Annotated in this window: 12 protein-coding genes; 2 read left to right on the forward strand and 10 right to left on the reverse strand. The window is 65.5% G+C overall.

Annotated elements, in window-relative coordinates:
- Window positions 1-209: 209 nt before the first annotated feature.
- Window positions 210-1,715, reverse strand: coding sequence for a carboxylesterase/lipase family protein (locus tag QOH60_RS03815; RefSeq protein WP_526417257.1), 1,506 nt, complete (start codon window positions 1,713-1,715; stop codon window positions 210-212).
- Between the two features lie 95 nt (window positions 1,716-1,810).
- Between QOH60_RS03815 and QOH60_RS03820 the strand changes: the two genes are divergently transcribed.
- A complete protein-coding gene (locus QOH60_RS03820; protein WP_526417259.1) occupies window positions 1,811-2,491 on the forward strand; it encodes a hypothetical protein in 681 nt (226 codons plus the stop codon).
- Here the strand turns inward: QOH60_RS03820 and QOH60_RS03825 are convergent.
- The 5 genes from QOH60_RS03825 to QOH60_RS03845 all read right to left on the reverse strand — a co-directional run bounded on the left by QOH60_RS03825 (window position 2,488) and on the right by QOH60_RS03845 (window position 7,520).
- A complete protein-coding gene (locus QOH60_RS03825) occupies window positions 2,488-3,081 on the reverse strand; it encodes a TetR/AcrR family transcriptional regulator (protein WP_526417261.1) in 594 nt (197 codons plus the stop codon). The two genes, QOH60_RS03820 and QOH60_RS03825, sit on opposite strands and share 4 nt — an antisense overlap.
- Before the next feature lie 35 nt (window positions 3,082-3,116).
- Entirely contained in the window at window positions 3,117-4,022 is a 906-nt protein-coding gene (locus tag QOH60_RS03830; RefSeq protein ID WP_526417264.1) for an SDR family NAD(P)-dependent oxidoreductase, read from the reverse strand.
- Entirely contained in the window at window positions 4,019-5,497 is a 1,479-nt protein-coding gene (locus QOH60_RS03835; RefSeq protein WP_526417266.1) for an acyl-CoA reductase, read from the reverse strand. Before QOH60_RS03835 ends, QOH60_RS03830 begins: the two co-directional genes overlap by 4 nt.
- A complete protein-coding gene (locus tag QOH60_RS03840; protein ID WP_526417269.1) occupies window positions 5,494-6,930 on the reverse strand; it encodes a long-chain-fatty-acid--protein ligase in 1,437 nt (478 codons plus the stop codon). Before QOH60_RS03840 ends, QOH60_RS03835 begins: the two co-directional genes overlap by 4 nt.
- A 266-nt stretch (window positions 6,931-7,196) precedes the next feature.
- Complete coding sequence (locus QOH60_RS03845; protein ID WP_526417271.1) at window positions 7,197-7,520, reverse strand: hypothetical protein; 324 nt, start codon at window positions 7,518-7,520, stop codon at window positions 7,197-7,199.
- 159 nt (window positions 7,521-7,679) lie between these two features.
- Here QOH60_RS03845 and QOH60_RS03850 point away from each other — a divergent pair, with 159 nt between their 5' ends.
- Window positions 7,680-8,015 (forward strand): RNA polymerase-binding protein RbpA, encoded by a 336-nt coding sequence (locus QOH60_RS03850; protein WP_526417273.1) that lies wholly within the window; start codon window positions 7,680-7,682, stop codon window positions 8,013-8,015.
- A 22-nt stretch (window positions 8,016-8,037) separates the two neighbouring features.
- Here the strand turns inward: QOH60_RS03850 and QOH60_RS03855 are convergent, their stop codons facing one another.
- From QOH60_RS03855 to QOH60_RS03870, 4 genes are all read right to left on the reverse strand, one after another.
- Complete coding sequence (locus tag QOH60_RS03855; protein WP_526417276.1) at window positions 8,038-8,835, reverse strand: polyprenol monophosphomannose synthase; 798 nt, start codon at window positions 8,833-8,835, stop codon at window positions 8,038-8,040.
- Complete coding sequence (lnt, locus tag QOH60_RS03860) at window positions 8,832-10,550, reverse strand: apolipoprotein N-acyltransferase (RefSeq protein ID WP_526417278.1); 1,719 nt, start codon at window positions 10,548-10,550, stop codon at window positions 8,832-8,834. The genes QOH60_RS03855 and lnt overlap by 4 nt, the downstream gene beginning before the upstream one ends.
- Window positions 10,543-12,132, reverse strand: a complete 1,590-nt coding sequence (locus QOH60_RS03865; protein WP_526417280.1) for an amidohydrolase — start codon at window positions 12,130-12,132, stop codon at window positions 10,543-10,545. Before QOH60_RS03865 ends, lnt begins: the two co-directional genes overlap by 8 nt.
- Before the next feature lie 10 nt (window positions 12,133-12,142).
- Window positions 12,143-12,573, reverse strand: a 431-nt coding sequence (locus QOH60_RS03870) for an FxsA family protein (protein ID WP_526417282.1), incomplete at its 5' end; no start/stop codon positions are given.

Raw genomic sequence — 12,573 nt, forward strand, 5'->3', positions numbered from 1 at the left:
CCAGGTCCAAACTACCGTTCGCCACAGCCACGCATCCGACCTCGTTTCTACAGGTCAAGTACAACGTTTAGCTAGGTTCTACCGAACTGGTAGTTGCCGAAGGGTGCGCGCGCTGCGTCGTCGGGCATGCGCTGACCCTAGGTGTCAGGGTGGATGTTCGCTCGGACAAGCCTCGCTCAGTGTTGGATGTTCGCTCGGACAAGCCTCGCTCAGTGAGCCAGACTGAAACTCGCCCACGCCTGCCGGCGTTGCGGATTGGGGTCGTATTCGACCCGCGAGCGGTTGTCGAACACCATCACCGCGCGATCTGCGTCGTATGCCGGCCAATCGTCCCCGGGATCTCCGGTCCGGCTGAAGGCACGCCAGCGCCGCTGGATGTTCTTGCTCACCCGCACCGCCGACCGCTGGTCGCCGGCGAGTGTCAGCAGCGAGCCCAATCGGGTGCGGTAGACGTCGAAGACCGCGAGCAGCTCCATCGCGTGGGTGGCCCCGAGCCCGCTCCAGTCCAGCGTCCGCGGGGCGTAGTCATAGCGGTAGAGATACGTCGGCGCATGCCGGCTGTGGGCTTCTGCGACCCGCCATGCGGCTGACGCGAAGAACATGTCGGCACTGAGTTGCATGCACGCCTCCGGACCTGGATAGCCCGGATAGGCGGAGGTAATGCGTTCTCGCGCAGCGGGATCCACGCCGGCGAGTAGCTGCTCGATCCGCGGCTCGGTGGTGGGCAGCATCTTGAGCCACCTGGTGAACAGCCGCGACTCCTCGGCGTTATTCCCCACGATCACCGGCACCGGATGCGCGTCGCCACGCGCCATCGCCACGAACGGGTCTTGCGGCAGGTAGTCACTGTCAACGCAGGGGCCGATCGCGAACGAACCGACATTCATGTCTTGAGCAGTGCGGTCGAGAAGCTGGGCAAGCGCCTTGACGAAGCTTCGCGACGGGAGCTCCATCAACGCGGCCGCCGCGGTTGGCGGGTCGAGGCCGAGCGTGTCGGTGAATTGCCTGGCGACTTGGGCTGCGGTGTCGGCAGATACCACCATCCCGCTGGCCGGGCTCTCCGCGATCACTCCCGCGAACAATCCCCGGGCATCCGGGACTGCGAGCAGTGTGGCGACTGCGTGGCCGCCCGCGCTCTCGCCGAAGATCGTCACGCGGTCCGGGTCGCCCCCGAATGCGGCAATGTTCTCGCGCACCCACTTCAGCGCGAGAACCAGATCGCGCAGGAAGAGGTTGTCGTCGAACCGATGTTGCGCGGTCGACAGCGACGACATGTTCAAGCAGCCGAGCGCTCCGAGCCGATAGTTGGCCGACACGTAAATGCAACCCCGCCGGGCCATCGCGGCCCCATCGTAAATCGGTGTCGCGGAACTTCCGAGCATGTATCCGCCGCCGTGGACCCAGAACATGACGGGCAGTGGCTCGTCGCTCGGCGTTGCCGAGGCGACCACATTGAGCGTCAGGCAGTCTTCGCTCATCGGCTGGTACTTGTTCACGCCGATCAGCGTGTATCTGCGTTGCTGCGGCGCGCAGAACGCGAAGTCGTGGCAGTACCGCACGCCGCGCCACGGCATCGGCGGCCGGGGCGCGGCGAATCGCAGCGGGCCCACCGGCGGCCGGGCGTACGGGATCGACCGCCACCGCGTCACGCCGTCGCGCGTCGCACCTTCGACAGTTCCGCTCGAGGTGGTAACCCGAACATTGCCATCGGCCATACGTCGACGTTATCCAACCTCGAGCGTTCCGTCCGGCCGTGACGCGCCCTTCAGGTTGGACCGGCATCTCGGATTTGCCGGATACCGTGGCAGCCATGCGTCGTTGTGTCCCGCTGGTCGCCGCCGTAATGCTGCTCACATCATGCTCGCAAACGGTCACCGGCCAGGGACAGCCGTCCAAACTCACCCCGCTGCCCAGCTCGTCGCGGTCCAGTTCGTCGCGGCCCGCCACGCCGCCGCCACCGGCAGCGTCGCCCGGCCCGGGTGCACCGATCGGCGACGTCATCGCCTGGGTCGGCGCAGGCCAGCCTGCCGATGTCGCGGGTTTCCACACGGCAACCCTCGACGGCGTCTCCACCGATCTGGGCGATGACATCGCGTTCAGCTCTGCATCAGGCGATGCCAAGTGCACGACGAGCAAAGTCGACGACGGCGCGCTGGCATGCATGGTCAAGCTGACGAACCCACCGCGGCGCCCCGCCGACCTACCGTCGAACTGGGTCAGCGGCTGGGTCGATTTCGACGGGCAAACGCTGACGGTGGGCAGCCTCCACGGCGACCCCGGACCATTCATCAACGGCGCCGGGCCCGCCCTGGCCGATGGTCAAACGCTGACATTCGGCGACTTTCGGTGCCGCGGCGAAACATCCGGCCTTCTTTGCGCGAACTCTGCACACCAGTCGGCTGCTCGGCTCAGCGCGGCCGGCATCGAACCCTTCGGCTGCCTGCGCAAGGTGACGCCACCGCAGTTCGTCGGGATCCAGTTCAGCTGTTAACCGCTCCCTGCGCGGGAGGGGCCGGCCAGGACGTCCGTGAGGGCGAGGGCCATGTCGTGAAGGCCGCTCTTCAGCGGATAGGTCTTGTCGGTCGTCCAGTTCATCAGGCCCGAGAACAGCGCACCCACGACGATGTCGGCCAGAGTGTGGGGGTCGTGCTTCGCGGCGATCTCACCGGAGGCCACGCCGTCCTTCACCAGTTCGAGGAACGTTTGGTGCAGGCCGAAGCCACGCTGGAGCCCGAAGCCGGTACTTGCGAACATCTCGCCGATCATTTCGCGATAGGTGTCCCCGGACTTCACCAGCGTGGCGGCGATGTCGTCGAACACGCCGACGAGCCGCTCGATTGCCGAGCCCTCTGTGCGAGCCGACACCACGTCATGGAGGTTGAGCAGCCGCCGCTCCGCGAGCGCGCGGACCATGTCCTGGCGCGTCGGGAAGTGATTGAAGAACGTCCGGTTGGCCACGTCGGCGCGATCGCAGATGTCTCCCACGGTGGTGGCCGTAACCCCCTGCAGCAGAAAGAGATCGAACGCGGCCGACAGAATCCGGTCGCGCACCTCCTGCTTTCGCCTGTCGGCACGACCCATAGTCTCTGGATACATTGCTCTACGCTGCTGCATATCTATGCACTTTCTCCGTCACACAGGTATTCGGACACGTCCCACAGCTTCGCGGCCCTGTCGCCATCCACCGCATACGGCGCGACATTACCGGTGACCTGGCATTTCTCCAGGTAAACACACCCCACGCCGGCCAGGTCCGGGCTCACCGCCGCCCACACCTGGGTGGCCGCACCGACGTCTGGCATGGAGTAGTCGAGCCGGCGATCCGTGAATCCGCGCATCCTCGAAAAGTCCGGGCGCGACATGTGCCGCGCTAAAGACGTGGCAACCGCTCCCGGGCACACGGAATACGCACGTATGCCATCGCCGGCCAACCGCCGGTCGAGTTCCACCATATGCAGGATGTTCGCCGTCTTGGACGCGCCGTAGGCCGCGAACTTGTCGTATTCGCGGTTCACCCAATTCGGGTCGTCGAGATCGATGTCGGCGATACGGTGGCCTCCCGACGACAGGATGACTATCCGGGCGCCTTCGGCGGCGACAAGCTGCGGCATCATCAGGCGCGTCAGCAGGAAATGACCGAGATGATTGGTGGCCATGTGGGTTTCGAAGCCGTCGACAGTTCGCCCGAATGGTGCGAACATCACCCCGGCGTTGTTCATCAGCACATGCACCGCAGGTGAAATCGCCTGTATCGCATCGGCTGCGGCGCGCACACTGGCCAGTGACGTCAAGTCCAGATGCACTACGGACGTCCGCGCGCCGGCGACCTCGGCACGCAACCAGTCCTGGGTATCGGCGAGCGCGCTCGAATTACGTGCCGCCAGAATGACATATGCGCCCGCAGCGGCCAGCGCTCGCGCCGACTCACGCCCCAACCCGGATGACGCACCCGTGACCACACATGTCTTTCCGGCAAGGTCGACGCCGTCGACGACCTCCAGCGCGGTGCGACCCTCGATCATCCGCGTGACGGCGCGGCCGCCGCCTGGCCGAGGCGCCAGAGCGGCACCACCACGTCCGGATCACACTCTTCGTCGACGATCCACTTGCACATGCGCCGAATCGGCTCAATGGCGTCCTGCGGCATGGCGATTGCGACGCTGCACGCGTAACCAAGGCTGGTCAGCCGCTGCGCGCCGAACATCGGAAGGACGTCGCGGAGCTCACGCTTGAGCGACTCCGGATAGATCCCGACGGTCTGGGTGTAGGCGGTCACTGCTTGCGTGACCTTAGCGATGTTGTCGACGGGGACGATGTTGGCGACCCTGCCAGACAGCATCGTCGAGTAGTCGACGGGTTGATCGAACTGCGAGACGACGATTGCGCCCTCCTTCTGTTGACCACCGATGACACGGTAGAAATCCTCTGCCATTCGCGATGATTCGAGGTTCTCGAAGAGATCCCGATTTGGGAACATCGGCGGTGTGCTCACGAACGGCGGCAAGGCCATCAATTCTTCGTAGATCATCTCCCCCAGCTGATTCGCGTTCTGCAGACCCGCCGCGTCGGTGCCGCTGAGCACGTAGATGATCCGCGCGTTCGCGCACCCTTCCTGGTTGGCAACGCCGATGTCGACGGCGGCCCGACGGGCGACTTCCCGCATTGTCGCCGTGTCGACGAATGCTTCGGCACCGATGATCGTGGCACTGCGCTTGGGATCCAACGCGATCAGCTCAAGGCCGGGCTGGATGTAGCGGGTCACATGCTTGACCGAGGCCAATCCACCCCAGGCGACGATCTTTTCGATGTGCTGCGGCTGATAGAGAACCTCCTCGACGGCGGTGTCGCCGCCCTTCCAGTAGCCGACCACCAAGTGCTTGGTGATCGGATGGTTGGGCGCGACGTCGGCAAGTGTTCGCGCGATCGCGATCGCAGTGAGCGGGTCGTTGGAGGGCGCTTTGATGATGACGTCGGAGCGGGTGATCACTGACCGCAGAATGGTCACCGCCGACACCAGACCGCCGTTGCCCGCGGGGATGTGCAGCATCCGCGAGCCAAACGCCCGCACTCGCAACTGGCGACCGTCGTGCAATCGGTGCGGCACCCATCCGTTGAGGTAGTCCAAACCCACTTGCGTGTCCGCGATCTCGAGAATGTTCTGGCGGGTGAAAAGGGGCCGCAATACCCGGTAGCTGTTCTTCATCATCTCTGCCGGAAGGACATTCGCGATAAGAGACGCCTCGTACGCCTCTTGCATGTGAACGTTGGATTCGAAGTCCAGGGCGTCGCCGAGAGCTGTGAGAACGTCGAGGATTTCGTCGAAGGTCAGTTCATACAGGTCCGCCATCGCTGCGGGACTCTCGAGCGGCAGCCGCTCGACGTACTTGGTCATATCGGGTGCCCGAAACTCGTCGGCTCCACCACGCGTCGCGAAGGTCACGAGATCGTCGGCAATGACCTCGCCACGCAGGAAGAGCGGGACGGTGTAGCTGCTCACAACGTCACGCCTTTCATGAAGTCCACTGCCTCGTTGTGCACCTCGTGCGTAGCGGCACAGGTGATGCGGTCGTCCTCCACGCCCTGCTTTTCGCTGTAGCGCATGATGTCCTTCTCATACGCGACACTGGTTCTGCCGCAGGGGCATTCGAGGTCCCAATCGATGGTGACTTCGTCGCCAGAGATCACGCCTCCCCAATGCGCCCTCAGCAAGATGTCGTAGACGGCCGCACGCCCGGTCTGCCGGCCGGTGCGCGGCAGCGGCTCACTGGTGTTCGGGTCGAGCACAAACGGAACGACCCACGGCATCACGTGGTAGCGGCCCTCGTCGCAGGCCCAGTGGAATGTACTGGCCTCAGAGAAGCCGTAGCCAACCTGGATGCGGTCGACGCCGAGGAACTCCGTGATCACATCCATGAAATTGTCTGGCAGCACAACGCCTTTCAATCCGCCACCGGTGAGAATCGCGGAGTCCTTCGCGAATACGTCCTTGACCCCGCGTTGCAGACCGGCGTTCGCGATGTCGTACATCAGGCCGTAGGTGCCGATCATGAACACCCGCCTGCCGCGAAGCTGGTCGGTGATCCTGGCGAAGAACGCATCGAGTTCCTGCGGCTGGCGTGCCTGCATCTCGAGGAACTCGTCCTTGCGTGCGGCCAGCGCAGGGTCGATCTCCAGGCGGTGGAGCTCTCCCCGCGACGCCGCAGCCCGCATCTTCGACGCAAGGAACATCAGGTCGGTGTCGACGGCGCCGGAATACAGTGCATGGAACTTCGATTCGTCACCGCCGGTGAACCCCCGTTTGATCATGTCGGCGATGCGCAGGTGGCCCAGTTTGCCGCTGGCGAAGTTCGGCCAGATGACGTCCACGGCCGGGTTGAGCTGCGCCTCGGTCGGCTCGCTTCCGAACTCCTGGAACAGACAGATCTTCCAGAGCTGCATACCCTGCTCGGCGCCGCGCTTGTCCTTGGGAATGATCGACAGTGTGCCGGTGGTTCCACTGGACGTGATCACCTCGAGCGGAGTCTGTTCGTCGAGGCGGTCGATCCATTCGTCAATGCTGTTGCAATCATTGGTGTCAACGGCTGACAGGTCATAGCTTGTCAGCTTGTCGAGCCATTTCGTCATCAAGTCAAAGCGTTTCGCGTCGATGAGCGCCGAAGGGTACGACTTGAACGCGGTATGCGAAAAGAGCAGGGGCACAACGTCATCGAATTTGGCGACTTGGGTGATCTGCAACCGGTCCGCGAGCTTGTGCAGCATCTCGATACTCGCGTAGTGCTGTTGAAATCGCACACTCATTGCCCGGCGTTGCAGATCTTCGAGCTCACCGCGGTCGATCTCGTGCATGCGGGTATACGACCTGGCAAAGAAGCCGATCGGGTCGTCCATGAACTGAGTCAACGAGCCTGACCGTGTCTCTGTAGCACTCATGCTGACGAACATACGGGTTGTTGCACAACTATGCAAGATTATAGCTGACTGCATTTCTCGTCGATACTCACAGCCACATTGGTCACACCAGTCTCTCCGCCCAGCCGTGGAGCAGTGCCCGCATACGCGCGACTGTCAGCGACTTTCGGAAGATGGGCGGTGCGGGTAATGCGAAAGTCGCTCGAAATCGCTGAGAGACGGACACAGCGAGCTATGACCCGGCCAGTGACGGATGTGACGGATGTGAAGTCCGCCAGCGCCAGCTGTCAGCGCCAGCCGTCGGCTGCTTTCGCCGCGTGGAGCAGTGCGTCGCACAGCTCGCGTAGCTCAGATTTTGCCGCCCCTTCATCCACCGCAATCGAGACGTCCTCCGCGGCACAGCGCAGCTGATAGACACGATCGGACAGGCGCTCGGCCTCGTCGGCCGACAGGACGACGGCATCGTCCGGCAGCGTGGTTCCCTTGACAGCAGCCCGGTGTTCGTAGGCGCGCTGCCGGCACGACTGCCTGCAATACTGGCGCCGGCGGCCCATCCCGGGGTCGGCCACCTCCCGCCCGCACCAGCGGCAAGCATGGGTTCTGGAGGGCACGCCTGCAGACTCTAGACGGCCTAGGCCCCGAAGCCCGGTATCGTAGATAGTCGCGTCGCGAAGTGGCGAGGGAACTGCCAGCGTGTTTTCAGCGTTGCTTTACCTGGACCTTTAGTAGGACAACTTGCGTATATATGCAGTGAATGGAGTGATCTGACGATGGCTGATCGCGTATTGCGGGGCAGCCGCCTCGGCGCCGTGAGCTACGAGACGGACCGCAACCACGACTTGGCGCCGCGCCAAGTCGCGCGGTATCGCACCGAGAACGGCGAAGAGTTCGAGGTGCCGTTCGCCCACGACGCCGAGATTCCCGGCACCTGGCTGTGCCGCAACGGCATGGAGGGCACCCTGATCGAGGGCGATCTGCCCGAGCCCAAGAAGGTCAAGCCGCCCCGCACCCACTGGGACATGCTGCTCGAGCGCCGCAGTGTGGAGGAGCTTGACGAGCTGCTCAAAGAGCGGCTTGACATCATCCGGGCCCGCCGCCGCGGCTAACGGCGGCTAGACGGCGGTCAGGCTAGGTCCGCTGCGCCGGCGCCGCACCGCGGGCGCGGTCCATCCGCCCGCGCACGCCCCACTGCGCGACCTTGACGATCGCCTCACGGATGTTCGAGCCGCTCATTTTCGAGACGCCCAGCTCGCGGTCGACGAAAGTGATCGGCACCTCGACGACGGCGAACCCGTCGTTGATCGTGCGTCGCGTCAGGTCGATCTGAAAGCAGTATCCCTTGGACTCCACGTCGTCCAGATCGATTTTTTCCAGCACTTCCCGTCGGTACGCGCGGTAACCGGCAGTGATGTCGTTGACGTCGGTACCCAGCAGCGTCCGTGAATACCAGTTGGCCGTACGCGACAGCATCATTCGCCGGCGCGGCCAGTTGCGCACCTCCCCTCCGGGCACGTACCGCGATCCGATCGCGAGGTCCGCACCGGAGTCGACCGCGTCGAGGAGACGAGATAGCTGTTCGGGCGCGTGGCTGCCGTCCGCATCCATTTCGACGAGCACCGAATACTGGCGGGTCAGCCCCCACCCGAAGCCGGCGAGATACGCCGCCCCGAGTCCGTCCTTGGTCGTGCGATGCAGGACGTGGATCCTGTCCGGATCCTGAAGGGCCAGCTCGTCGGCGAGCTCACCGGTGCCGTCGGGGCTGCCGTCGTCGACGACGAGGATGTGAACATCGGGCCGCGCGTTGTTCACGCGGTCAACGATCAACGGCAGGTTCTCGCGCTCGTTGTATGTGGGGATGATGGCCAGTGTGCGATTACTGGGGCGCTCGCTGAATTCGTGGCCGCCGGCGGAATTTCCGGTGGTCATGGGGCTCCTTTATCCGTGCCGCGCGGCCTGAGCCGACGGGTTAACCTTCCATTCTGCAGCATGCCCGCGACAAGGGCTGCTCCCCCGACCGCGATCAACACCCACATGACCACCGGTCCCCACCGCGTGGCAGGCGTCACATCTGTTTTCAGGTGCACCTGTTTGTCCAGGTAGGCGGGCTCAAAGAAGTTCGTACGGGCCATCTCGTGGCCGTCAGGGGCAACGACGGCGCTGATTCCTGTGGTCCCCGCCACAACGGTGTATCTGTCGTGCTCGACGGCGCGGACCTTGGCGAACGCCAGTTGTTGTTCGCTCATCGCCGGTCCGAACGTCGCGTTGTTACTCGGAACGGCGAGCAGTTGGGCGCCATTGAGGACGGACTCGCGTGCCGCGCGGTCGAAGGTCACCTCCCAGCATGTGGTCACGCCCACCGGGATTCCTGCGGCGTGCACGACGCCGGTGCCCTCGACCGGTTTGAAATAGCCGGCGCGGTCCGCGTACTTGGAGAAATGCTTGAAGAAGCTGCGCATCGGCAAGTACTCGCCGAACGGCTGGACGATCTGCTTGTCGTGCCGTTCGCCGGGACCGGTGACGGGATCCCACACGATCACCGTGTTCGTCGAGACCGGGTTGTCCAGGCTGAACTCGGGTGCCTGCATCACCGCACCGACCAGGATCGGCGCGCCGATCACCTTTGCAGCAGTCGAAATCTCTTGTGCCGCATCCGCGTTGCGTAGCGGATCGATGTCAGAGGAGTTCTCCGGCCAGAGGACCAGCTGGGGTTGCGGTGCGCGTCCCGCCCGCACCTCGTCGGCGAGGTGGACAGTTTCGCGAACGTGGTAGTCCAGCACCGCGCGGCGCTGGGCGTTGAAGTCCAGGCCGAGTCGCGGCACGTTGCCTTGAATTGCGGCCACGGTGATCAGCGGATCGCTTCCTGCACCGGAGCCGGACTGTCTCACGCCCGGCCATTCGCCCGCGATCGCGAACAGCACCGCGCAGATGCACACTCCGGGCAGGATGACGCTCGGCGGCGAGTCGGATCGCCGCCGCCAGCAGCCAATAAGCGCAAGTGTCAACGCCGTGAAGCTGAACCCGACGAGCGTGACGGCGAACGACAGTAGCGGTACGCCACCGAGTCGCACGATCGGCAGCATCGGACCACTGGTCTGCCCGAACGCAACGACTCCCCAAGGGAATCCGCCGAAAGGCACTGTGCACTTCAGCCATTCGGCGGCCACCCACAACGCGGCAAACCAGATCGGCCAGCCGGGCAGTCGCCTCACGACGACAGCGCCGGCGCCGAAGAAGCCGGGGAAGCACGCACTCATTGCGGACAGTGCCAGCCACGGGATCGGCCCTACGAGCTCACCCGTCCACGGCAGGAGCGGGACGTAGAAGGCAAAGCCGAAGAGAAAGCCGTAGCCGAATCCCCCTGCCACTGTGGTGGATTCACGCAGTAACACCCATGCCAGAACGGCGAAGGCGACGATCGCGCAGTACCACCAGCCGAACGGCGGGAAGCTGACCAGAAGCAGAAGGCCGGCCACGATCGTCGCGACCAGCTCAGCTGTGCGGTCGAGCACCCCGCGTCCGAGCCTGCGAATCCAGGCGGGGACCTTCGGCGCAGCCGACTTGTCGGCGGCCACCTCTTCGGTGGGTGCATCGGGTTCTGCAGCGCTGTGGCGTCCGGTGTGTTCGGTGGCCGCGTCAGCCATGAATCACCTCGCCGCGGTGGACGGTGCGAATGCATTGCGGCAGCGCATCATCGGGATCCAGCCGCGGCAGCAAGGGCACCCGCGACCTCGGATCGGTGGACCATCGCTGCACCGCGGCGGCCGGCGCGGTCACTGCCAGCTGCCCGGTGTCCCACAGGGCATACGACGCGGGCGCGCCCGGGACCAGGGTGCCCGTCACGCCGTCGCGCACCCCGGCGGCCCGCCAGCCGCCCCGGGTGGCCGCGGCGAACGCGGCGCGCGGCGAGACTGCACTGCCCTCGGTGCGATGCTGCGCGGCGGCACGCACGGTCGTCCATGGGTTCATGCTGGTCACTGGGGTGTCGGAGCCGAAGGCTAGGGGCACGCCTTCGGATGCTAACAGCGCCAGCTGGTTGAGCTTGCGGCCTCGTTCGGCCCCCAGCCGCTGCACGTACATGCCGCACGGGCCGCCCCACATCGCGTCGAAGTTCGGTTGCACGCTGGCGATCACGCCCCACGACCCAAGCCGGGCGGCATCGTCGGCCGTGATCATCTCCAGATGCTCGAGTCGGTGTCCGCAGCGCGCCACCGCGGCAACCCCGAACCGGTCGACGACGGTGGCGAACGCGTCGACGACTGCGGAGACGGCGGCGTCGCCGATCACGTGGAAACCCGCGGGCACACCGGCCTCCGTGCACGCCCACACGTGGGCGCCGATCAGGTCCGGCTCCAGGTAGCGATTCCCGCAATGGCCGGCATCGGCGTACGGCTCGGCGAGCCACGCGGTGTGGGAGCCCAGCGCTCCGTCGACGAACAGGTCGCCCGCGAGCCCGCGCGCCTGCGTCTGGTCGAGAAGTGCCCGTGCCTCGTCGGCCGTTGTCACCGCCTCGCCCCAGTACCCGACCACGTCGACCCCGTGGTCGGTGTCGCGCAGCTCCGCCCAGTCGGCCAAGCCGCCGATGTCGGGCCCGGCGCACTCGTGGACGGCGACGATGCCCAACGACGCCGCGGCGTCGAGAGCGACGCGACGGGCCGCGGCGCGCTGTCCTGGCGTGAGCAGATCCCGGACCAGGGCTCGCACATCGTGGTGCGCGTCGGCGGTCAGCGGGTTCTGGGGATGAAATCCGGGGCGGTCCGCGAGATCAGGGCTTAGCGTTCGCAGAGCGGATGACGCCGCCGCGGAGTGAACGTCCACCCGTGCCAGGTAAGCGGGCCTGCGCCCGACGGCGGCGTCGACGTCGTCGGTGGCCGGAGCCACCGCCTGCGGCCATCCGGATTCGTCCCACCCGTGCGCCCACAACGGGCCCTCCGGATGCGCACGGGCGTACTCGGCAAGCAGCGCAAGACAGTGGTCCAGGGAGCGGGCGGGACGCAGATCGAGGCCGGTGAGCGTCAAACCGGTGCCAGTGATGTGGACGTGACTGTCGACGAACGCCGGCGCGACGAACGCGCCCTCTGCATCGATGATCTCGGCGTCGGGAAACTGCGCGCGTCCGACGTCGTCGCTACCGAGCCACGCGACGACTCCGTCGCGGACGGCCATCGCGGTGGCGTCGGGGTGGGTCGGGCTGGATACCCGCGCCCGGACCAGCAGCGTCGTCACCGCACAGACGCTATGACGGGGCGCGTGGCAGGGCAGGCGGTTCGACGTCGACGACGTCAATCACCTCGCCGTCGATGTAATCGCGCCGCCGGGTCGCCATCACGGGGATCCGCCGCGCGGCAAGCATCGCGACCAGCGGACGGGCGGCGGCTCGCGTGGGCGGCAACAGCAGCAACACACCCAACGCGCTGGTGACGATCCCGGGGACGACAACGAGCACGGTCCCGAGCGCGATCAGCGCACTGTCGGTAATGGCGCCCTGTGGACTGTCGAAGCCGGCCCTCATCCGCCGGACCTGCCGCTTGAGCTGGGATCCCGCCAGCGCGATTCCCAGGGCGAACGTCGCGAGCAGCACGAGCAGCGTCCACCCCAGGCCGACCGCCCATGTCAGGGCGACGATCGCCGCCATCTCGACGACGACGTACACCAGGAACCAGCGGA

Source organism: Mycobacterium sp. (assembly GCF_032159765.1).
Lineage (GTDB): Bacteria > Actinomycetota > Actinomycetes > Mycobacteriales > Mycobacteriaceae > Mycobacterium.

Coding starts and splice junctions, on each gene's coding strand:
- QOH60_RS03815 (WP_526417257.1), bottom strand. CDS start 1,715: ATGGCCGATGGCAATGTTCGGGTTACCACCTCGAGCGGAACTGTCGAA.
- QOH60_RS03820 (WP_526417259.1), top strand. CDS start 1,811: ATGCGTCGTTGTGTCCCGCTGGTCGCCGCCGTAATGCTGCTCACATCA.
- QOH60_RS03825 (WP_526417261.1), bottom strand. CDS start 3,081: ATGGGTCGTGCCGACAGGCGAAAGCAGGAGGTGCGCGACCGGATTCTG.
- QOH60_RS03830 (WP_526417264.1), bottom strand. CDS start 4,022: ATGATCGAGGGTCGCACCGCGCTGGAGGTCGTCGACGGCGTCGACCTT.
- QOH60_RS03840 (WP_526417269.1), bottom strand. CDS start 6,930: ATGAGTGCTACAGAGACACGGTCAGGCTCGTTGACTCAGTTCATGGAC.
- QOH60_RS03850 (WP_526417273.1), top strand. CDS start 7,680: ATGGCTGATCGCGTATTGCGGGGCAGCCGCCTCGGCGCCGTGAGCTAC.
- QOH60_RS03855 (WP_526417276.1), bottom strand. CDS start 8,835: ATGACCACCGGAAATTCCGCCGGCGGCCACGAATTCAGCGAGCGCCCC.
- lnt (WP_526417278.1), bottom strand. CDS start 10,550: ATGGCTGACGCGGCCACCGAACACACCGGACGCCACAGCGCTGCAGAA.